The sequence below is a fragment of the Paractinoplanes aksuensis genome (genome assembly GCF_024137025.1).
Classification (GTDB): Bacteria; Actinomycetota; Actinomycetes; order Mycobacteriales; family Micromonosporaceae; genus Actinoplanes; species Actinoplanes aksuensis.
The window spans coordinates 56,156-77,272 of the sequence record NZ_JAMYJR010000029.1 but is presented as its reverse complement, the minus strand read 5'-3'; the positions used below and the strand labels follow the sequence as shown (position 1 = coordinate 77,272).

The 21,117-nt window shown below is 69.8% G+C and carries 20 protein-coding genes; 13 read left to right on the top strand and 7 right to left on the bottom strand.

The window, feature by feature from the left end; all coding sequences use genetic code 11:
* Both M1L60_RS26720 and M1L60_RS26715 read left to right on the top strand, forming a co-directional pair.
* A partial coding sequence (locus M1L60_RS26720) for an ATP-binding protein (protein WP_253240277.1) occupies positions 1-2,751 on the top strand: 2,751 nt, incomplete at its 5' end.
* 51 nt (positions 2,752-2,802) lie between these two features.
* On the top strand, positions 2,803-3,174 hold the full coding sequence (locus M1L60_RS26715; RefSeq protein ID WP_253240276.1) for a hypothetical protein: 372 nt from the start codon (positions 2,803-2,805) through the stop codon (positions 3,172-3,174).
* Positions 3,175-3,450: 276 nt separating this feature from the next.
* Here the strand turns inward: M1L60_RS26715 and glpK (M1L60_RS26710) are convergent, their stop codons facing one another.
* Together glpK (M1L60_RS26710) and M1L60_RS26705 are read right to left on the bottom strand one after the other, a co-directional pair.
* On the bottom strand, positions 3,451-4,941 hold the full coding sequence (gene glpK / locus M1L60_RS26710; protein ID WP_253240275.1) for a glycerol kinase GlpK: 1,491 nt from the start codon (positions 4,939-4,941) through the stop codon (positions 3,451-3,453).
* 9 nt (positions 4,942-4,950) lie between these two features.
* Positions 4,951-5,703 carry an IclR family transcriptional regulator gene (locus M1L60_RS26705; RefSeq protein ID WP_253240274.1) on the bottom strand — a complete coding sequence of 251 codons (753 nt, stop codon included), beginning with the start codon at positions 5,701-5,703 and terminating at the stop codon, positions 4,951-4,953.
* A 138-nt stretch (positions 5,704-5,841) separates the two neighbouring features.
* Between M1L60_RS26705 and M1L60_RS26700 the strand changes: the two genes are divergently transcribed.
* The 4 genes from M1L60_RS26700 (at position 5,842) to M1L60_RS26685 (ending at position 11,156) form a co-directional block, all read left to right on the top strand.
* Positions 5,842-6,693 (top strand): MIP/aquaporin family protein, encoded by an 852-nt coding sequence (locus M1L60_RS26700; RefSeq protein WP_253240273.1) that lies wholly within the window; start codon positions 5,842-5,844, stop codon positions 6,691-6,693.
* A complete protein-coding gene (glpK, locus tag M1L60_RS26695) occupies positions 6,686-8,203 on the top strand; it encodes a glycerol kinase GlpK (RefSeq protein WP_253240272.1) in 1,518 nt (505 codons plus the stop codon). The genes M1L60_RS26700 and glpK (M1L60_RS26695) overlap by 8 nt, the downstream gene beginning before the upstream one ends.
* A 121-nt stretch (positions 8,204-8,324) precedes the next feature.
* Complete coding sequence (locus tag M1L60_RS26690; RefSeq protein ID WP_253240271.1) at positions 8,325-10,034, top strand: glycerol-3-phosphate dehydrogenase/oxidase; 1,710 nt, start codon at positions 8,325-8,327, stop codon at positions 10,032-10,034.
* A 294-nt stretch (positions 10,035-10,328) separates the two neighbouring features.
* The gene (locus tag M1L60_RS26685; RefSeq protein ID WP_308208541.1) at positions 10,329-11,156 is read left to right on the top strand and encodes an arginase family protein; all 828 of its coding nucleotides are present in this window, start codon (positions 10,329-10,331) and stop codon (positions 11,154-11,156) included.
* Between the two features lie 2 nt (positions 11,157-11,158).
* Here M1L60_RS26685 and M1L60_RS26680 read toward each other — a convergent pair whose 3' ends face one another.
* Positions 11,159-11,590, bottom strand: a complete 432-nt coding sequence (locus M1L60_RS26680; protein WP_253240269.1) for a DUF6896 domain-containing protein — start codon at positions 11,588-11,590, stop codon at positions 11,159-11,161.
* A gap of 123 nt (positions 11,591-11,713) precedes the next feature.
* Here M1L60_RS26680 and M1L60_RS26675 point away from each other — a divergent pair, with 123 nt between their 5' ends.
* The 3 genes from M1L60_RS26675 (at position 11,714) to M1L60_RS26665 (ending at position 13,463) form a co-directional block, all read left to right on the top strand.
* Positions 11,714-12,175: a VOC family protein gene (locus M1L60_RS26675; protein WP_253240268.1), complete on the top strand. Its 462-nt coding sequence runs from the start codon at positions 11,714-11,716 to the stop codon at positions 12,173-12,175.
* Between the two features lie 93 nt (positions 12,176-12,268).
* Positions 12,269-12,760, top strand: a complete 492-nt coding sequence (locus M1L60_RS26670) for an SRPBCC family protein (protein ID WP_253240267.1) — start codon at positions 12,269-12,271, stop codon at positions 12,758-12,760.
* A 31-nt stretch (positions 12,761-12,791) separates the two neighbouring features.
* The gene (locus M1L60_RS26665; RefSeq protein WP_253240266.1) at positions 12,792-13,463 is read left to right on the top strand and encodes a DUF6518 family protein; all 672 of its coding nucleotides are present in this window, start codon (positions 12,792-12,794) and stop codon (positions 13,461-13,463) included.
* Between the two features lie 5 nt (positions 13,464-13,468).
* Here the strand turns inward: M1L60_RS26665 and M1L60_RS26660 are convergent, their stop codons facing one another.
* Both M1L60_RS26660 and M1L60_RS26655 read right to left on the bottom strand, forming a co-directional pair.
* Complete coding sequence (locus M1L60_RS26660) at positions 13,469-14,047, bottom strand: dihydrofolate reductase family protein (RefSeq protein WP_253240265.1); 579 nt, start codon at positions 14,045-14,047, stop codon at positions 13,469-13,471.
* A 72-nt stretch (positions 14,048-14,119) separates the two neighbouring features.
* Positions 14,120-14,680 carry a GNAT family N-acetyltransferase gene (locus tag M1L60_RS26655; protein WP_253240264.1) on the bottom strand — a complete coding sequence of 187 codons (561 nt, stop codon included), beginning with the start codon at positions 14,678-14,680 and terminating at the stop codon, positions 14,120-14,122.
* A gap of 23 nt (positions 14,681-14,703) precedes the next feature.
* On the opposite strand from M1L60_RS26655, the gene M1L60_RS26650 reads away from it, so the two are divergent.
* Together M1L60_RS26650 and M1L60_RS26645 are read left to right on the top strand one after the other, a co-directional pair.
* Positions 14,704-15,483 (top strand): class I SAM-dependent methyltransferase, encoded by a 780-nt coding sequence (locus M1L60_RS26650; protein WP_253240263.1) that lies wholly within the window; start codon positions 14,704-14,706, stop codon positions 15,481-15,483.
* Positions 15,480-15,836, top strand: coding sequence for a DUF3253 domain-containing protein (locus M1L60_RS26645; RefSeq protein ID WP_253240262.1), 357 nt, complete (start codon positions 15,480-15,482; stop codon positions 15,834-15,836). Before M1L60_RS26650 ends, M1L60_RS26645 begins: the two co-directional genes overlap by 4 nt.
* A 139-nt stretch (positions 15,837-15,975) precedes the next feature.
* On the opposite strand, the gene M1L60_RS26640 is transcribed toward M1L60_RS26645, so the two are convergent.
* Both M1L60_RS26640 and M1L60_RS26635 read right to left on the bottom strand, forming a co-directional pair.
* Complete coding sequence (locus tag M1L60_RS26640) at positions 15,976-16,839, bottom strand: LLM class flavin-dependent oxidoreductase (protein ID WP_253240261.1); 864 nt, start codon at positions 16,837-16,839, stop codon at positions 15,976-15,978.
* The gene (locus tag M1L60_RS26635) at positions 16,836-18,443 is read right to left on the bottom strand and encodes an FAD-binding oxidoreductase (RefSeq protein ID WP_253240260.1); all 1,608 of its coding nucleotides are present in this window, start codon (positions 18,441-18,443) and stop codon (positions 16,836-16,838) included. Before M1L60_RS26635 ends, M1L60_RS26640 begins: the two co-directional genes overlap by 4 nt.
* 80 nt (positions 18,444-18,523) lie before the next feature.
* Here M1L60_RS26635 and M1L60_RS26630 point away from each other — a divergent pair, with 80 nt between their 5' ends.
* Entirely contained in the window at positions 18,524-18,994 is a 471-nt protein-coding gene (locus M1L60_RS26630) for a MarR family winged helix-turn-helix transcriptional regulator (RefSeq protein WP_253240259.1), read from the top strand.
* A 432-nt stretch (positions 18,995-19,426) separates the two neighbouring features.
* Positions 19,427-21,103, top strand: coding sequence for a protein kinase domain-containing protein (locus tag M1L60_RS26625; RefSeq protein ID WP_253240258.1), 1,677 nt, complete (start codon positions 19,427-19,429; stop codon positions 21,101-21,103).
* The last annotated feature ends 14 nt before the right edge of the window (positions 21,104-21,117 follow it).

Below are 21,117 nucleotides of genomic sequence, written 5' to 3'. Positions count from 1 at the left end.
GCGGCACCGCCCGACGAAAACACAACAGCGCCACCGCACGACAACAAAACAGTCGCGCCGCCGCCTGACGACAAGACCGCCGCGACACCGCCCGACGATAAGACGGTCGGACTGTCCGACGAAAAGAGTGGTCTGCGGGTCCTGCGCGGGCGCTGTCTGGCTGCCGGCGACGGGATCACCTTCTGGGCGCTGGGCGAGATCCTGCGCGAGGCCTGCGACATCCCGCTCGGGGACCCCGATGCCCAAGCCCCGCAACGCCTGCGCTCCCGGCTGCGACGCATCTTCGAGGGCCAGCGAATGACCCCCGACGAGCTCGACACGACCACTTTCGCCCTGGCCACCACCGCGGCGATACGACTGTCGGACAATCCGCTCGACCAGGCCGACCCCCGCGACGTCGCCGACGAGCTGGGCCGGGCCTGGCCCCGCCTGGCCACGGCGTTCGCCGCCCGCGGTCCGCTGCTGCTGGTCGTCGAGGATCTGCACTGGGCCGGCGCCCCGCTCGTAGGCATGCTGTCGCGCCTGGTCACTCGGTCGACCGGCCCGATCGTCGTGCTGACCACGGCCCGCCCCGAGTTCCTAGAGACGCGACCCGACCTACCCGGCGTCTCGATGGTGTCGCTGCAACCCCTGACCGCCGAAGACAGCCGCACCCTACTGTCAGCTCACCCCCACGCCAGTCACCTGCCGCCGGCCGACCAGGCCCGAATCCTCGCCCGGGCCGAGGGCAACCCGTACTTCCTCGACCAGCTGGCCGCCCACGTAACCAGCCCCCGGACCAGAACCAACAGCGGCTCCAGCACCAGCTCTGACTCCGGCTCCGGCTCCGGCTCCGGCTACAGCACCAGCCCTGGCTACAGCACCAGCACCAGCACAGGCCCTGGCACCAGCACAGGCCCTGGCAACAGCACCAGCTCAGGCACCATCTCAGGCTCAGGCACCATCTCAGGCTCCGGCTCCGGCTCCGGCTCCGGCAACAGCACAGGCACAGTCACAGGAAGCGGCAGCGGCAGCGGCAGCGGCAGCGGCAGCGGCAGCGGCAGCGGCAGCGGCAGCGGCAGCGAACGATCGCCACTACCTGACTCGTTGCACGCGCTGCTTGCGGCCCGGGTCGACGCGTTGCCGCCGGACGAGAAGCGGCTGCTGCAAGCGGCCGCAGTGATGGGCCGTGTCTTCTGGGCGGCCCCGCTCCGCGAGCGCCTAGGACCCGCCCTCCCCGATCTGCTCACGGCCCTGGAGAACCGGGCCCTCATCCGAGCCCGCCCATCCGCCCTGGTCACCGGCCAGGACGAGTACGCCTTCCAGCACGCCCTGCTACGCGATGTCGCCTACGCCAGCCTGCCCGTCGCCCAGCGCGCGGCCGGCCACGCCGCCGTCGCCGCCTGGCTCGAGGAGGTCTCGCGTGAACGCATCGGCGAGGTCATCGAGCTGGTCGCCGTCCACTACTCCGCCGCCGCCGACGGCCCGGACGCCGGTGACTGGACCCGCGGCAAGGCCTTCCGCTCGCTGATCACAGCCGGGGTCGGAGCCCGCCGCCGCTACGCCGTCCCGCGCGCCCTGGACCTGCACCGCGCGGCCCTGCGACACGCCGCGAACCCGGCCGAACGGGCCGGCGCGCTCGAGGCCATCGGCGACGACCACGAGATCGCGTACGACGGTGACGAGGCCGTCCGTGCCTGGCGCGAGGCCATCACGGCGTTGCGGGACGCGCCCGGCCACGGCGACCGGCGCGCCGGGCTCTGCCTGAAGACCGCCCAGATGCTGGTCGCCCGCTGGGGTGGCTTCCGCCAGCCGGCCGACCCGGAGCTTGCCGACCGAGTGCTCGACGAGGGCCTGGCCGCCGTCACCGATCCACCCACCAAAGCGCAGCTTCTCTCCCTACGCGCCCTGTGCGGCGGCCGCTGGGCCTGGACCGGCCGCACCGACCCCGTGCCGGTGACCGGCCGCCGCCGCGCCGCCACCGACGCTGCCGCCCTGGCCGACCGCCTCGGCTCCCCCACCCTGCGCGGTCAAGCATTGCTCGGCGACGCCGCGGTGCATTTCCTGGAGGGCCACTACGAGGATGCGGTCACCGCCGTCCTCCACGAGGTCGCCCTGGTCGAGCAGGAGGGCAGTGACCGCGACCGGGCGCTCGGTCACACCATCGCCAGCCTGGTCATCGGCGCCGTCCGCGGGGACTACGAGCAAGCCTTGTCCCACGCCCACCGATCGTACGAGTGGGCTCGTGGCCTATCCCCGCACGACCGCCTGCACGGCACCGCGGCCGTGTTGATCTGCCTGGAACAGCTGGGCCGGGACACCGAGATCGACCCCTTCCTGGACGAGCACCTGCGTCTACGGCAGGGGCCGGCCGCCACGATGGCCTGCCCTTACATCCGCAGCGGCCCGCTGGTCGGAGCGCTCTCCCTGGCCCGTCGCGGCGACACCTCGGAGTCCACGAAGGTCGCCGCCACCGTGGAGCCCGACCTCGCCCACCCCGGCAACGCCGAAGTCCTGCGGGCCCGGCTGGCCCTGCATCGCGGCGACGTCGCTACCGCGCGCAAGCAGGCCGAGCGCCTCGTCGCGATGGGCCGCCGCCCCGGCCCCGAGGAGATCCCGCACGAGTCGCTGCTGCTCGTCCAGACCCTCGAGGCCGCGGCCGACCACGACGCCCTGCGCCGATTCCTCCCGCGGGCCCGGGCCGCCGCCGGCTATCTGGCCCGCCTCACCCCGGCCTGCGACCACGCCGAGGCCGCCCTCCCGGACGGGTGACCGCCGGCCGTCCGGCCCCGGCCGCCCCGGCCACGTCTCTACCGTCGCTTCATGATCAATCCGGGCACGGCCCCGATCGACGGCGCCGACGAGGAACTCGCGCGGGCCAATCTCGATGCATTCCTGGACGCGGTGCGCCAGCGGGCCGAGCAGATGGACGAGGTACCGATCCGGCAGCGCGTCGCCCACCTCGACGGCGACCCCGTGCGCGACCCGGGGGCCGACCGCGACGGCCGCTTCGGCTGGGACCTGTCCATGTCCGATGGTCGGACAATCCGCGTCCTCATCCCCGGCGTCCCGCTGGCCGCGCTACGCGACGACATCACCGCCGTGGCCCCCTGTCTCTACGTCAACGGCAACGCCAACTGGTGGTCGGGCGCGGTCGACTCGGTGGCCGGCGAGGGACTCACGCTGAACCTATGACTCGCCGCTTCCGGGACGAGTGCTCTCGGCCTGCCGCGGCCACCGTGCTCGGGGGGCGAGCTTGACCCCCCTTCCCCGCTGGGCGGCGCCGGCCCGCCGGCGCATGATGGGACCTTGCTGCGCACCTGGACATCGAATGGGCGGCCTTTCCGCTGCCCGGCACCCCGGATCAGACGTTGTTCATCGACACCGGCCCGACCCAGCGCGACACCGACGCTTAGCGCCAGCTGGTCCACCGGCCCCGTCAGCCGGGCCGGACTGACGATCTGAACCCCCTCAGGCCTGGATCCAGTCGAAGGTGCGGGCGACGGCGCGCTGCCAGTTGGCGTACTCGGTCTCCCGCTTGCCGGCCTCCATCGTGGGCAGCCACTGCGCGGCCCGGTGCCAGTTCTGGCGCAGTCCCTCCAGGTCGGGCCAGTAGCCGACGGCCAGACCGGCCCCGTAGGCCGCGCCCAGCGACACCGTCTCGGCCGCCAGCGGACGGACCACCGGCACGTCGAGCACGTCCGCGATGAACTGCATCAGCAGATTGTCGGCTGTCATACCGCCATCCACTCGCAGCGTCTTCAGGGCCAGCCCGGAGTCAGCGTTCATCGCGTCGACGACCTCCCGGGTCTGCCAGGCGCTCGCCTCCAGCACCGCCCGGGCCAGATGGCCTTTGGTGATGTACGAGGTCAGGCCCACGATCACGCCGCGGGCCTCGCTCCGCCAGTACGGGGCGTACAGGCCGCTGAACGCCGGCACGATGTAGCAACCGCCGTTGTCCGTGACCGTCCGCGCCAGCGTCTCGATCTCGGGCGCGCTGGTGATCAGTTCGAGCTGGTCGCGGAACCACTGCACCAGCGAGCCCGTGATGGCGATCGAGCCTTCCAGCGCGTACGCCGCGGGCTCGCCCTTGATCTGATAGGCCACCGTGCTGAGCAGGCCGTGCGTCGATCGAACCAGCTCGGACCCCGTGTTGAGAAGCAAGAAACTTCCCGTCCCGTACGTGCATTTGGCCTCCCCCGGGGCGAAGCAGGTCTGCCCGAACAGCGCGGCCTGCTGATCGCCGAGCGCGGCCCCGATGCGCACACCGGGAAACGCCGCCGTGGCCGTGCCGAACACCCCGATCGACGGGCGCACCTCGGGCAGCATCGCGCGCGGGATGCCGAAGAACGCCAGCGACTCGGACGACCAGTCGAGCGTGTGCACGTCGAGCAGCAGCGTGCGGCTCGCGTTGGTGACATCGGTGACGTGCAGCCCGCCGGTCAGCTTCCAGATCAGCCAGGTCTCCATCGTGCCGAACAGCACCTCGCCCCGTTCGGCCCGTTCCTGCAGGCCGGGGTGGTGGTCGAGCATCCACCGGATCCGCGGCCCGGAGAAGTACGTGGCCAACGGCAGGGCCGACCGATGGCGTACGCCCTCCGCGCCCGGCGCCGTGTCGAGCTCACTGACCATCGTGTCGGTGCGGGTGTCCTGCCAGACCACGGCGTGCCCGACCGGCTGGCCTGTCGTACGGTCCCACAAAACGGTGGTCTCGCGCTGGTTGGCGATGCCGACCGCGGCGACCTGGTCGATGGTGGCCCCGGCCCGGCGCAGAGCCTCGGGTCCGAGCCGTTCCACGTTGCGCCAGATCTCGGCCGCGTCGTGCTCGACCCATCCCGGTTTGGGGTAGTACTGCTTGTGCTCCTGCTGGGCGAGGGACACGAGTTGGCCGCGCCGGTCGAAGACGATGCATCTCGTCGAGGTGGTGCCCTGGTCGATGGCGACCACGTAGCGCTCGGTCATTCGTCCCTCCTATCGTCGGGCAGCTCCAAGATCACGGGACACCGCCCGGGCGGCATCGCGGACATTGGCCACCAACTGGGGCCGGGGGTGGTAGCGGCTGTCGCAGAGACGTTCGACGTGGCCGGAGATGCCGATGGCGCCGACCACCAGTCCCCCGTACGCCCGGATGGGTGCGGCGATCGAGGCCTCGCCCGGGGTCAGCTCCTCGATGTCGGCGCTCCACCCGCATTCGCGCACGACCTGCAGGGCCGCGGCGAGCTCGCGCTGGGTGCCGACAGTACGACTGGTGAAGCGGTCGAGCGAGGCCGGCGGCGTGGCCCCGTACGCCAGCAAGGCCTTGCCCAGGGCGGTGGCGTGCATGGGCAGAAGGCTGCCGACGTCGAGCGTCTGGAAGGTGTCGTCGGGCCGGAAGACATGGTGGACGACCAGCACCTGCCCTTCGAGGACGGTGCCGATGCGGACGGCTTCGCCACTGCGGGCGGCGAGCGGGTCGGCCCAGTTGATCGACCGCGAGCGCAGCTCGTTCACATCCAGGTAGCCCGTACCCAATCGCAGCATAGCCGCACCGAGCTGGTACTGGCCGGAGGCTCTGTCCTGCTCGACGAACCCCACCTTGCGCAGGGTCTGCAGGATGCCGTGGGTGGTGCCCTTGGCCAGGTCGAGCGAGCGCGCTATCTCCCCGAGCGACAGCCGGCCCGCACCGCCCGCGAGCAGGCGCAGGACGGCCGCGGCCCGCTCGATGGACTGCACTGTTCCCGGCACGTTTCGACACTATGACGGGCTGTAGACGGACCAGTAGCTCAGCGTTCGACATTGTCGAATGGCGTTCATTGTTAGTGCCCGGGTGGCTACCTAGCGTCGCTCGAAGATGCAGCTCTAGGAGGCACTTCAGGAGGGCAGATGGCAGCACGACTGAAGATCCCGGGCGGAATCTGGGCGGAACTGGCCGCCGAGTTCGCCGGGACCATGATCCTCATTCTGTTCGGTGTCGGCGTGGTGGCCCAGGTGGTCGGCGGCGGCATCGGTGACCACGACAGCATCGCCTGGGCCTGGGGCCTGGGCGTGGTGCTCGGCGTCTACGTCGCCGGGCGCATCAGCGGGGCGCACCTCAACCCCGCCGTCACCGTCGCGCTCGCGGTCTTCAAAGGCTTCGAGTGGCGCAAGGTCCTTCCGTACAGCCTGGCCCAGTTCCTGGGCGCGTTCGTGGCCGCGCTGATCGTCCGCTGGAACTACACCGAGGTGCTGCACGCGGCCGACCCCGGGCTGACCATCAAGACCCAGGGCGTCTTCTCGACGCTGCCCGGCAACGGCGCGCTGCCGGTCGGCGAATGGGGCGCCTTCCGCGACCAGATCATCGGCACCGCGATCCTGTTGTTCCTGATCCTGGCCGTCACCGACGCGCTGGGCACTCCCCCGCAGGCCAACCTGGCCCCGTTCATCATCGGCCTGATCGTGGTCGGCATCGGCATGGCCTGGGGCACCAACGCCGGCTACGCGATCAACCCCGCGCGTGACTTCGGTCCGCGACTCGCCAGCTTCCTGACGGGCTACGGCGGCGCATTCCGCGACCAGACCGGGTATCTCTATTTCTGGATCCCGATCGTGGCGCCCATCATCGGCGGCGTTCTCGGCGCCGGCCTCTACCAGGGGCTGGTCGGCCGGTTCCTGCCCGGGTTGAGCGGCGGCGGTCCCGAGGAGCCAGGACGGCTGCCCGAGCAGCCGCGAGACAACGTGGAGGCACGCAATGGCTGACTTCGTCGGCGCCGTGGACCAGGGAACGACCAGCACCCGCTTCATGATCTTCGATCACGGCGGCAACGAGGTGGCCCGCCACCAGCTCGAACACGAACAGATCCTGCCCCAGGCGGGCTGGGTCGAGCACAACCCGGCCGAGATCTGGGAGCGCACGGTCACCGTCGTCCGCACGGCCATGCAGAAGGCCAACCTGGGCGCCAAGGACCTGGCCGCGCTGGGCATCACCAACCAGCGCGAGACCGCCGTCGTGTGGGATCGTCGGAGCGGCCGACCGTACTACAATGCGATCGTCTGGCAGGACACCCGGACCGACCGGATCGCCTCGGCCCTCGACCGTGACGGGCGCGGCGACGTGATCCGCCGCAAGGCGGGGCTCCCCCCGGCCACCTACTTCAGCGGCGGCAAGATCCAGTGGATCCTGGAGAACGTCGACGGGGTACGCGAGGCGGCCGAACGTGGCGACGCCATCTTCGGCAACACCGACAGCTGGGTGCTGTGGAACATGACCGGCGGGGTCGACGGGGGCAACCACCTCACCGACGTCACCAACGCCAGCCGCACGATGCTGATGAACCTCGAGACCCTCGACTGGGACGACGAGCTTCTGGGTTTCTTCAACATCCCGCGGCAGATGCTGCCCGAGATCCGGCCGTCGTCCGACCCGAACACGTACGGGGTGGCCCGGTGGCCGGGCTCGCTCGGCGGTGAAGTGCCGTTGACCGGGGACCTGGGCGACCAGCAGGCGGCCACGGTCGGGCAGGTCTGCTTCGCACCGGGCGAGGCCAAGAACACCTACGGCACGGGCAACTTCATGCTGCTCAACACCGGGACCGAACTCGTACGCTCGGAGAACGGGCTGCTCACGACGGTCTGCTACAAATTCGGCGACGCCGCGCCGATCTACGCGCTGGAGGGGTCGATCGCGGTCACCGGGTCGGCGGTGCAGTGGCTGCGCGACCAGCTGCACATCATCAACGACGCGTCGGAGAGCGAGCGGCTGGCCGCTCAAGTGGACGACAACGGCGGGGTCTACTTCGTGCCGGCGTTCTCGGGACTGTTCGCGCCGTACTGGCGTTCCGACGCGCGCGGGGCGATCGTCGGGCTGTCGCGGTTCAACACCAGCGCGCACATCGCGCGGGCCACGCTCGAATCGATCTGTTACCAGAGCCGCGATGTGGTCGATGCCATGGCACAGGACTCGGGGGTGACCCTCGACGTCCTCAAGGTGGACGGCGGGATCACGGCCAACAACCTGGCCATGCAGATCCAGGCCGACGTGCTCGGCGTGCCGGTCAGCCGGCCGGTCGTGGCCGAGACGACGGCGCTCGGCGCGGCCTACGCGGCGGGGCTGGCCGTCGGATTCTGGAAGAACACCGACGAGCTGCGCGAGAACTGGAACGAGTCGCAACGGTGGCAGCCGTCCTGGTCCGAGGAACAGCGGGCCGAGGGTTACGGCAAATGGAAGAAGGCCGTGGAACGCACGCTCAACTGGGTGGACGTGGACTGAGCTCGCCCGTTCGCGAGAACACAGGGAAACCGAGGACTGAGCCGGCCGACAACGGGAATCCGCGGCGAAGACCAGAACCCGGCCGCGCCTGAACGAGGCGGAACCGAAAGGAACCAGAGCAGTGGCTGTTGCACTCTCCCCGCAGTATCGGGACTCGGCGCTGGCCGCGCTGGCCGGCGCCGAGCTCGACGTCCTCGTGATCGGCGGCGGAGTGGTGGGCGCGGGGGCGGCACTCGATGCCGTCACCCGCGGCCTGTCCACCGGCCTGGTCGAGGCGCGCGATCTGGCGTCCGGCACGTCCAGCCGATCGAGCAAACTCCTGCACGGTGGTTTGCGCTATCTCGAAATGCTGGACTTCGCGCTCGTCAAGGAGGCGTTGCACGAGCGAGATCTGATTGTGTCGCGGCTCGCCCCGCATTTGGCGAGGCCGCTCCGGTTCCTTTATCCGCTCAAACACCGGGCGTGGGAGCGGGCCTATGCGGGGGCCGGCGTCACCCTGTACGACACCATGGCGATGGGCGGCGGCATGCCGCGTCACCGGCAATTGACTCGTACGGCGGCATTGCGGGCCTGTCCGGCGTTGCGCAAGGACGCACTGGTGGGTGCGATCCAGTACTACGACGCTCAGGTCGACGATGCAAGGCACACCATGTTCCTGGCTCGCACGGCTGCGTCCTACGGCGCTCATGTGGCGTCGCGCGCTGAAGTAATCGGTTTCCTACGCGAAGGTGAGCGGGTTACCGGCGTACGTGTGAAGGATCTGGAAACTGACCGCGTGTTCGAAGTGCGCGCTCAACAAGTGATCAACGCGACCGGGGTGTGGACGGACGACACGCAAGCTTTGGTCGGCGAGCGCGGACAGTTCCACGTGCGGGCGTCGAAGGGGATTCATCTGGTTGTGCCGCGTGATCGCATTCAGTCGACAACCGGGCTGATCCTGCGCACCGAGAAGAGCGTGCTGTTCGTCATCCCGTGGGGGCGGCACTGGATCGTGGGCACCACGGATACGGACTGGTCCCTGGACAAAGCTCATCCGGCGGCGTCCAGCACGGACATCGACTATCTGCTGGAGCACGTGAACTCGGTTCTGGCTACGCCACTTTCCCGTACGGACGTCCAAGGGGTTTACGCGGGGCTGCGTCCGCTGTTGTCGGGCGAATCTGAGGCTACGTCGCAGTTGTCGCGCGAGCACATGGTGGGGAGTCCTACGCCTGGGCTCGTGGTCGTCGCGGGTGGCAAATACACGACTTATCGCGTGATGGCGCGGGATGCTGTGGACGCCTGTGTGCACGGGTTGGGAAGGTCTGTGCCCAAGTCGTGTACGGATCGGGTGCCGTTGGTGGGGGCCGATGGGTATCCGGCATTGTGGAATCAGCGGCGCATGTTGTCTCAGCGGTCGGGGTTGCATGTGGCTCGGGTCGAGCACCTGCTGGGGCGGTTCGGGAATTTGACCCAGGAGGTCATCGATCTGATTGCGGCCACGCCGGCTCTTGGTTCTCCCCTGTCTGGAGCCGACGACTATCTGAGAGCTGAGGTTGTTTACGCCGCCGCCTACGAGGGCGCTCGGCACCTCGAAGACGTGCTTACCCGCCGCACCCGCATCTCGATCGAGACGTTCGACCGCGGTGTGAACTGCGCTCAGGAGGCGGCTGAGCTCATGGCCGGAGTTCTCGGGTGGACGTCGGAGCAGACTGCGCGGGAGGTTGAGAACTACCGCGTTCGGGTTGAGGCTGAGCGGGGGTCTCAGGAGCAGCCTGATGATGAGACCGCTGACGCTACTCGGCTTGGTGCTCCCGATGTTGTTCCTGTGAGCGCTACCGAGGTTGCCTGACGTTCTCTGGTTGCGCTTGGACGATTGGGGCCGAGGGTGGCCACGCTGGGCTGTGGAGCAATTATGCCCTGCGTGGCCACCCTCGGCCCCAATCTTGCGGGGTTTCACCGTTTTCCAGCGTTGTGGTTGGCGCTTCTCTGGGTGCCTGGTTTCGCTGAGGGCGCCCGTGCGGCTTGGTGGTGTGGCTTCCGCTCTGTGGACGAAGCTGGGACTCTTTCTTACTCAGGCCAGGCTTTGTGGTGGGTGCGCGTTCGCACCGTGCCGGTTGCGGATGTGTCAGGCAGACTCTGAGTTGTGTGGTTCCTTCTTGGTGCGCCCTGGGACTCGTCGGGGACTGGGCGTGGGGAGGCTGAGGCGCCTGCGGTGCTTCGGCGGGCTGGGCTTTCCGGGCTCGTTGACGTTGACTTTGGTGACGCGCCGACTCACATCACGAGCGCCGAGCGCGATGAGGCGACCGGGGTTCGGGCGCTGTCCGAGAGTGTCGCGGCCGCTCGCGCGCTGGCTGCGGCACTACAGAACGGTATGAGCGAACATCCTCTGCATCGGCCTGTTGTTGTTGGTGGGGACTGCAGCCTTTTGTTGGGGGTCTTCGCTCATTTGCGGGCTGCTGTCGGTGATGTAGGGCTTTGGATCGTTGATGGACATCCCGATTTCACTGACCCGCGCGCGTCCGAGACCGGGGAGGTTGCGGACTCGGAACTGGCTTTTCTGGTTGGTGGTGGGCCTGCTGTGTTGACTGGTCTGGGTGGGTCGACGCCTATGGCGAAGGCTCACCAGGTGGGGTTGATCGGGCATCGTACTGCTGGGTTGGATCCGGAGTCCTTGGCTGAGTTGGGTCGGCTGCCGGGCGCTGTTTTGACTCGGGATGAGGCGCTGGGTGCGGACTTTGGTGTGCCGATGTGGCTTCACATTGATGTTGATGTGCTTGACCCGGCGGTGATGCCGGCCGTGACGTATCCGCAGCCGGGTGGTCCGGACTTCGACCAGCTTGTTGCCATGCTCACGCCGCTTGCGGAGTCGCCGTCGCTGGTAGGCGTCAGCATTGCTGACTATCGCCCTGACCTGGATCCGGACGGGTCGGGTGCAGCTGGGCTCGTGGCGTTGCTGGGGCGGCTGCTGTGAGGTCAGCGGTGTTCGATCGTGAACCATTGGCCGGGGATCACTTCGCGTAGCTCGCCGGCCCCGGCCAGGTGGCTGCAGGCGGCGTTCAGGTCTGTGTCGGTCAACCGGGCCCTGGCTGTTTCGTCCAGGAACCAGCGGATGCGGTGAGCGTCGAAGGCCTCGAGTTGCTCGCCCGTTGCGCGGTCGACGACCAGGTCGACGTCGACGTCCCGGCCGTCTCGGGTGGTCATGCGGCAGCCGATGCTGTGGGCCTGGTATTCGATGCCGCTGGTGGTTGAGCCGGCTCGTGGCAGCTGCCGGGTTCGCACGGCCCGGAGGAGGTCGGCCACATTGGTGATCGGAGCCAGGTCTTGGAACAGACGTTCGCGGGTCTCGTGGAGGGCGGCGGCGTATCGCCGGACCTCGCGTACCGCGAGGGGGGCACTGTCGATCACACAGGTGAGTATGGGCGGCCGACATGGCGAGGAAACCGGGTTCAGTAGGTGCCACATCCTGGCACCTTCTGTTGAGAGTCTTTGTTCAGCGCCGATGCGCACTGACGAAGAGGGAGCAAGACCATGGCTATCAGCACCAACACTCACCTGAACTTTCGCGGGGACGCTCGGGCGGCGCTGGAGTTCTACCAGTCGGTGTTCGGTGGGCACCTGACTGTCGTCGCCTACGGCGACTTCGGGATGCCGAAGGAGCTGCCGGACGCCGACAAGGTGGTGTTCGGGCAGGTCACGGCGGAGAGTGGGTTCACGATCCTGGCCTATGACGTTCCTAGCCAGGCTGTTGCTCCTGCGCCGCTGACCGCGACGACCCGGGAGAACGGGGTGACGCTGACCGGGGAGCGGTTCTTCGTGGCCGTTGGCGGGGACACCGCGGACGAGGTCAGCGCGCTGTGGGACAAGCTGTCGGACGGGGCCGAGATCGTCGAGAAGTTCGGGCCGTCGGCGTTCTCGGCCGGGTTCGGCATGCTCACCGACCGGTTCGGCGTGACGTGGATCCTGCAGGTCAACGCCGCCCACGCCGGCTGACGACGGGCCTCGGGGCGGCCACCCGGGCCGCCCCGACCCGCTCGCTTCGAATCGGTTTCAGCTTATATAAGTTGGAGCTGTTAGCATGCGGCCATGAGATACACCGTCTCGATCGAGATCGAACAGGCGCGGGAGAGGGTGGCCCAGCTGTTGGCCGACCCGGCGGTCATGCCGAGCTGGCTGCGGGGGCTGGTGGTGCACGAGCCGGTCAGCGGGGAGCACGGGCAGGTCGGCACCCGGTCACGCGTGGTGTTGCAGATGGGGCAGCAGGAGTTCGAGTGCACCGAGACCATCACGCTTCGGGAACCGGTGGACCTGCATCAGATTCCGAGTGGGGTCGTCGTTCGGTTCGAGCGTGAGATCGTCGGTCAGGGTATGTGGAACGCCGCGCGTGAACGGCTGACCGAAATCGGGCCGGGGAAGACGCTCTGGGAGAGCGAGAACGAGTATCGGTTCAGCGGGCTGATGATGCGGCTGGTCGGGCTCTTGATGCCTGGGACCTTCCGTAAGCAGTCGCTGCAGCACATGCGAGACTTCGAGGCATTTGCCGAGCATGGGACCGACGTTCGCGAAGCGAAGAGCTGAACTGCGAGGTCTTCTCGCTACCGCGGGCGCGTTGGGGCTGCTGGCATTTGTCGCGGACTATGTTGATGGTGCCGCCGGGCAGATCATGGTGGCGTTGACGTCCAGCGGGTTTGCCTGGAGCCTGGCCGCCTTTCTGGCCGGCCGATATGCACCTACCGCGCGGCGGGCGGCCGCCGTCGGGGCTTCACTGCTGGTCCTGGCGACTGCGGTTTACTACCTGCTCATTCTCGTCGTCAGCCGGCGCTGGTCCGGCGGGTACTCGTCCGACATCGGCTGGGCTGATCTGCCGGGGCTGAGGTCGGTGGGCGTGATGACCTCGTTGTGGATGGTCGGGTCGCTGGTCGCGGGGCCGATTCTCGGGCTGCTTGGTCATGCGGTGCGGGCTTCAGCCGCCCGACCCGCGGCTGCCGGCTTGGGCGTTGCGTGCGGGCTGCTGTCGGCCGAGGGCTGGCATGCCTTCGTACGGACCCCGCCGTGGCGTCTGCTGACGGTTGACGATCCGTTCTTCGGCGGCGCCGTGGTGGCCGACATGGTTCGGGTCGTGCTGCCGCTGCTGGTGCTGGCGTGGGTGGCCACGGAGCTGCGGCTGTGGCGGCCCTGGCCGACGCTCCTCACGGCGACGGCCGCGGCTACGGCGGCCGGCGCTGCGTTGTGGGAGGCCGTTGACCTCGTACGCCGGAGTGGCGGTTTCGGGTTTGTATGACGGTCCTACCGAGGGGTGGGGCGGTAGGTCAGTTCCAGGGTGTGGCCGTCGAGCGTGCGGCTCTCGAGCAGTTCCAGGTCGAAGTCGCCGGCGCCGCCGAGGATGGGGCTGGTGCCGGTTTTGCCGGAGACGACCGGGAAGACGGTCACCTGCAGGCGGTCGACCAGGCCGGCCGTCATCAGGGCCCAGTTCAGCGAGAGGCTGGCCTGGGAGCGTAGCGGCACGTCCGACTCCTGCTTGAGGCGCTGGACGATGTCGACGGCGTCGCCGCTCGCGATGGTCGCGTCGGGCCAGCCCAGCGTGTCGGTCAGGGTCGACGAGATGACAGTGGCCGGGGAGCGCATCGTGCGCAGGTTCCACTCGTCGAGCGCGTTCGGGTCGATGCCGGAGGACATGATCTCGGCCATCTCGCGGAACGTCGTCGCGCCGTAGACCATGCGCTGCTCGGTGTCGAAAGTGGCGGACCGGCGCGCGAGCAGTTCGGGGCCCTGCTTGCTCCAGTAGCCACCCCAGTCGGCCCCTTCGACGAACGAGCCGTAGCCGTCGAGGGTCGAGAAGACGTCCCAGGTGTATTCGGCAGTCATTTCGGTTCCTTCCGGAGTAGTCGCGGGCGACTGGTCAGCCGCCCTCCACCCTCTCCACGAACGGGGACGGCACTATCCGACACTCCACATCTCGCGAGTCATCTCGTACTCGACTTCGCCCTGGTCCGAATCGGGCAGCGGGTCGTCCCAGGTCGGGAAGAACGTGCGTACGTAACGCAGGCCGACGGCTTTCATCACGCCGCGCGACCCGGCGTTGACGGCCATGGTCTGGGCGATCACCCGGTTCAGCCCCACAGTGTCGAAAGCGTGCCGCAGCAGGGCTCGAGACGCCTCGCTCGCGAATCCCTGCCGCCACCAGCGCCGGGCCACGCGGTAGCCGAGCTCAGCGACGGGCGGGTCGTGGTCGTGGGCCGGCGGCAGCATCATCAACCCGACAAAATTGTCGTCGGATTCGGTTTCCCGGAAAGCCATCCAGTAACCGAGGCCGTCGACCGGGCGGGCCAGCGCGATCCGTTCCGCATGGCTTTCCACGACCTCGTCGCGGGAGCGGGCCCGGCCCCAGAGATAGCGCAGCACTTCGGCGTCGGCGTCGAGCGCGACCTCAAGCTCCAGATGCCGGTCGGCCAGAGGAACCATCACAAGCCGTTCCGTACGCAAAATCGGCTGGGTCATCCGTGCAGATTAGAGTGGCCGGGGTGACTGACGCGCAGTATTTCGACCGGTGGTATGCGGACATCGTCGCGTCGCCGGTCCGCGATGACATCATGCGTCGCGCGGTGCGGCTGCCGGCGGAGCTGCGCGACGCCGGCACGTTGCCCGAAGAGGGCATCGCCCAGGTGACTGCGGGTTTGCGCCTGCCGGCGGACGGGCTGCTGCTCGACATCGCCTGCGGCCGCGGTGGGTACGGCATCGAGGTGGCCCGGCGCAGCGGCGTACGCCTGATCGGGGTGGAATTATCGGCCGTGGCGCTGGAGCAGGCGCGGTCGACCGCGAACGACCGGCTGCCCGCGGGCCGGTCCGAGTTCCGGCTCGGGACGCTGACCGCGACCGGCCTGCCCACGGGTGCGGCCGACGGGGTGATGTGTGTGGACGCGGTGCAGTTCGCCGATCCGCCGCTGAGCGCGCTGGTCGAGTTCCGCCGGTTGCTACGGCCCGGTGGGCGGCTCGCCCTGTCGTGCTGGGAGGCGGCCGACCCCGCGGATGATCAGGTGCCGGCACGGATCCGGGCGGTCGACCTGCGCCGGGACCTCACGGAGGCCGGCTTCGCCGACGTCGAGGTGCAGGAGAAGCCCGAGTGGCGTCGCGCCGAGCGCGTCTTGTGGGAGGACGCGCTCGCGGCCGATGCATCCGATCCAGCCGTGGAAGCGATGCAGGCCGAGGGCCGACGCTCGCTGGACACGTTCGACTCACTACGCCGCGTCTTCGCGACAGCGACAGCGACAGCGACAGCGACAGCGACAGCGACAGCGAAGTGAAGCCGGACGCCCTGCGACGCGAGCTGGAGAGCGAGCTGACGGCAGCGCAGGCCGACCCGGACCGCGTACGGGACGCGGAGTTGGCCCTGGGAACCGAGGGTGACCCTCGGGAGCGTTTGGCTGCAGCAATGCGGTCGTTGCTATGGCATCGCCGCCCCGACTCCACGATCTGCCCGAGTGACGCCGCCCGCGCCACCGGCGGCGACGGCTGGCGCGACCTGATGGACACCGCTCGCGAGGTCGCCGCCGAGCTGGCCCGGTCCGGCACCATCGTGGTCCGTCAACAGGGCGTCGACGTCGACATAGCCACCGCGGCCGGCCCGATCCGGCTGGCCCGCGGCCCCGCCTGGTGAGCGATCAGCTTCAGGGCCGGGCCGCCGGTTCGACCCGGGTTGTCGGCCGATGGACGTACCGAACGGTGTGCTGAGCGCGCCCCAGGTTGGCCAGGCGTTCGGGGCGAACGCCCTGCTCGGCGTGCAGACCTGACGCCCGTCAGTGACTGCGTTCGCGTTCGACCAGTTCGCGGGTGGCCGGGGCGACCTCGGCCGCCAGCACCTCGGCCAGTTCGTGGTCGTCGCCGCCCAGGATGAAGCCGCTGATGCCGTGGTTGAGGGCCAGGTCGGCGAACTGTTCGGCCAATTGGGCCGGGCCGCCGTCGAGGCGCATGAAGTTGAGCAGGCGGCGGATGTCGGCGGGGGCGCGACCGGCCGACTCAGCGCCCTCGTCGATGCGGGCATTCATCTCCGGAAGCGAGTCGGCGCCCTTGGGCAGATAGTCCATCGACGGGAGCCAGCCGTCGCCGAGGCGGCCGGTGAGGGCCAGCATTTTCGGCTTGTAGGCGCCGATCCAGATGCCGATGTCGTGGGCCGGGCGCGGGCCGCGCTTCGCGCCGACGACCTGGTAGTACCGGCCCTGGTGGTTGACCCGCTCGCGGGTGTCGGTGTTCCACAGGTCGCGGATGATCGGGATCGCCTCGGACAGCGCGTCGATGCTCTGGCCGGGGGTCAGGCGGCGGCCGCCCATCGCGGCCACGCCGTCGGGGAAAGCGCCGGAGCCCAGGCCCAGCTCGATCCGGCCGCCGCTGAGGATGTCGAGCGAGGCCGCGGCCCGGGCCAGCACGGCCGGCGGGCGCAGCGGCAGGTTGAGCACGTTGCCGGTGATCCGGATGCGCTCGGTCCTGGCCGCCACGTAGGCCATCAGCGTCCACGTGTCGACGAAGGCGGGCTGGTACGGGTGGTCCTGGAACGTCACCAGGTCGAGGCCGGCCCGGTCGGCGGTCACCGCCAGGTCCACGGCCTGGGGCCCGTTGGGGGTGACGAACGTACCGAAAAGCAGGTTGTGCCCGTAGTCGGTCATTTCTGCACCTCGGGATCGATGTTGAAGTTGTCGCGGAACAGGTTGCCCGGGTCGAGCTCGCGCTTCAGCGTGCGCAGCCGGGCCAAGGTAGCGGGCGGGAACGCGTCTGTCTGACGATCGGTTCGTGTGTCAAAGCTGAGATAGAGGCCGTCGAAGTGGTGGGCCAGCCGGTCCCAGGCCTCGTCGACCGCGCCGGAGCTGCCCATGGCCGTCACCGAGAACTCGGGAGTGCGGTGGGCGAACGCCGTCGCGTCGGACGGGGTGTCGGCGATCGCGCCGCCCATGTGCCGCAACTGGAAGAAGAAGACCTGCCCCGATGCGAGCAGCTCGACGACGTCGCGGGCGAACTCGGGGGTCAGCCGGGGCAGGAAGGCCGAGCGCGCGACCGGCTCACCCTGACCGTGGTGACCGCCCGGCCCGACGTCGGCGGCCTGGCCCATCACGTCGGCGTAGCGGGTGATGACCACCTGCTGCTGGGCGAGCAGACCGGTCGAGGCGAACGGGGTGAGCCGCTCGACGACCGTGTCGGGGTCGCCCGAGTCGACCATGCCGTAGAGCTGGACGACCGACTGGCCCTGCCGCGGCGGGCCGGTGAGGAAGAAGACCGTCGTGTCGCGCGGCGCGGTGCGGGCGACCTCGCCGAACTGCACCAGCGTCTGCTCGAGGTCGGGGCTGACCAGCGCCAGCTGGGCCCAGCCGACCTCGTGGACGGGCGCCGCCTCGAACTCGAAGGCGGTGGCCACGCCGAAGTTCGCACCGGCCCCGCGTACGGCCCAGAAGAGCTCTTGATTCTCGTCCGCGCTCGCCCGCACCGCGGTGCCGTCGGCCAGCACCAGCTCTACCGCGCGCAGCTGGTCGATCGTCAGACCGTGTTCGCGCGACATGAAGCCGATGCCGCCCGCCGTGGCCAGCCCGCCCACGCCGACCCCGCCGTAGTCGCCCGAGCCGATCGCCCAGTCGTACTTGTCGAGCACGGCCGCCACCTGCTTCCACGTGGCGCCGGGCCCGACCCGGACCAGCCGGCGCGGCTCGTCGAGCACCTGGACGTCGTTCATCAGGCCGACGTCGATGACCAGCCCGCCGTCGTTGGTCGACCGTCCGCTGATGCCGTGGCCACCGCTGCGCAGCCCGAGCGGCAGATGCTGATGGCGGCTCGCGAAGGCCAGCGCGTCGGCCACCTCGGCCACCGTCCGCGGCCGCAGCACGAGCCCCGGCGAGCCCCCGCGCATGTAGGTCGACTTGCGGCCGCGGTAGCGCGGATCGCCCGGCGCGACCGCCCCGTCGGCGAGCGAGGCCGGAATGCCGTCGTAGTCGATGCCGTCGCGCCGTTGAATCGCCGCGGCGAGCCGCGGACCAGCCAAAATCTCCAAGCTTTCGTACGACTTCTCGCGCATCTGGGCCGAGGCCGCGCTCACGGTTCCGGGCAGACCTATCCGCACCCCCTGCGTGCGACCGGCCAGCCAGACCGCGGTCGTCCACGGGTCGAGGCCACCGTCGTCGCTCTCGTGCAGGAACACCGTGCCCCCGGCCCGCTCGGCCAGCGCCGCGAACCCGTCGGGGTCGGCCTGCGCCGCCGCCAGGTCGAGCGCGATCCCCTCGGTCATGCGATCCTCCGCACTTTCCATCGTCGTCTGCAGAGATAGTATTGCGAAAAGACGATCTGGCCAACAGATAGGATGGACAGGTGAGCGAGACGACAGCGGACCTCGGGGCGGCCCTCGGCACCTTGCTGCGGTCGTACAGCGGGATGGTCGGCCCCAAGCTCGACGGCTTCCCGCACGGCGCCCGCGGCTACCAGACCCTGTGCGAGGTCGTCGCCGGTAATCCGCCCAGCCAGGCCGCCCTGGCCGCGAAGCTCGGCATCGACCGCACGATGATGACCTACCTGATCGACGACCTGACCGACGCCGGCCTGGTCGAACGCCAGCCCGACCCGTACGACCGCCGCCGCCGCCAGATCGTCGCCACTCCCGGTGGCCGAGCCGCCATCGCCTCCCTGTGCGGCCAGGTCGCCGAGGCCGAAGAGGCAGCATTGGCCAACCTCGACGACCGCGAACGGGTCATCTTCCGCCGCCTGCTCACCAAGGCCGCCGGCAACGGCCCCCTGCACACCGCCGAGGCCTGCGCGATAGTCACCGAAGCCCTCGACGCCTGACCCGTCAACCGCCTTCGCCCGCGGCCCACCGCAGTCGCTTCAACGGCCGCCACTCCTCCGCGGCACACCGCAGTCTCGTCGTATTGGCCGGAAACCGCTTGGCTCCGGACTGAACGCGGCCCGCAGCTGATACCTGCAACGCGACCAGGGCAGCTCGGCGCGGGCCGTCCGAGTTGGCCGCCGCTTCCGCTCCCGCAGCCGGGATCTGTGGCGCGAGCCGGCCAACTCGGAGCGGGGGCCCAAGTTCACCGCCGCCGGCCGCCCCGCCGCTCCCGCTGTCACGACCTGCGGTGCGACGCGCTGGTGGCACTGCGGACCGTAGGGAAAGCCGGATACCGCACAAATCGACCGGGTCGATGGTGGCCGGGGGCGGGTTTGCTCCTGGCGGGCGTCGGTCGGCGGTTTCGGGTGGGGGGTTCGCGGGCAGGGGTGATGCTCGTGATGAGCGGGCACCTGGCCGGTGGGCGGTATCGGCTGCGCGAGCGGCTCGGGCACGGCGGGATGTCTGTCGTGTGGCGGGCCACCGATGAGGTGCTGGGCCGGGACGTCGCGGTCAAGGTGCTCGCGCCGCAATTGGCTGACGATCCGACGGTCCTAAGACGGCTGCGGGATGAGGCGCGGGCGGCGGCGGCGCTGCGGCATCTGCACATCGTGGAGGTCTACGACTACGGCGAGGACCTTCTTCCGTACGTGGTGATGGAACTCGTCGACGGCCGGACCCTGGCCGAGCTGATCCGTGGGGGCGCTCTGCCGTGGCGGACCGCCGTCGCCATCGGCGCGCAGGTAGCGGCCGCCCTCGCCGCGGCCCATGCGCGCGGGCTCGTGCACTGTGACGTCAAGCCGGCCAACGTGATGGTCACCGACGCCGGGGTGAAGCTGGTCGACTTCGGTATCGCGGCCGCGGTCGGCGCGGTCGAGGACCCGGAGGCCGAGGTGCTGGGCACGCCGGCCTACCTCTCCCCCGAGCGCATCGCCGGCGGGCCGGTCGTCGCTGCCACCGATGTGTACGCCGTGGGTTTGCTATTGCATCTGGCGCTCGCGGGCCAGCCACGCTGGCAGACGTCGACGGTCACGCAGATGCTGCGCGCCCACGTGTACGCCGATCCGGAGCCGCTGCCGTCGGTGGCCGGACTGCCCTCGTCGGTCACCCGCCTGGTGCGCCGCTGCCTGGCCAAGAGGCCGGACGACCGGCCGAGCGCGGCTGAGGTGGCCGAGCGTCTCGGCAAGGTGGCCGGGCTGCCGCCGGCAAAGCTCCTCGACGTGTCCGAGTTCGACCGACCGACCCGAGCCCGCTGGTCGACGGACCGGCCGAACCGAGTCGGCCGGTCGGCGAGCAGCCTCACGACGCAACCGGTTGTCGCGGCCGCCCTGGCGAACGCCCCGATCGAAGCGGCCCGCCGCCGGATCGCCGCCCTGACCAGCGCGGCCCGCAGCCAATTTGCCGCCCTGACCGCCCCGGCCCACAGCCGATTCGCCGCACTGAACACCCCGGCCCGCCGCCGATCTGTTGCCTTGACCAGCCCGGCCCGCCGCCGCCTCACGGTCGGCGCCCTAGCCGGCGTCGCCGTGCTCACCGGCGGCCTCGCCCTGCGCTCGGGCGACGCCGACGCCCCGATCAGCCCGGCCGCGGCGGCAGCGGCCCCGGTCACCCCCTCACCAGCCGCGACCAAGCCGCAGGCCTGCACCGTCCATTACGCCCTGCGAGGCACGGCCACCGGCCGGGCCGCGGCCAAGGTGACGATCCACAACACCGGCAAGGTCCCGGTGCCCGCTTGGAAGCTCTCCTTCGCCCTGCCTTCGGACCAGCGACTGGTCAAGGGCTGGTCGGCCACCTGGCAGCAGAACGGCCGGACCGTCCAAGCCGCCGGCGGCCGCCTGCCCGCGGGCGGAAAGGCTGCCACCAGCTTCTCCACCACCTACGGCAAGGTCGCGGCCTTGCCTGTCACGTTCCGACTGAACGGCACGGCCTGTCAGGCCCAGATGTCGGTGCAACCGCTGGCCGTCACGAAAACGGCCACCCGGCCCGCTCCCCCGGCCCCCAAGCCGAAGCCGAAGGCCGAGAAACCCCAGCATCATGGCGACGACGAGGACGAAGGCGACGAGGACTAGCGCCTGCCTTCGTA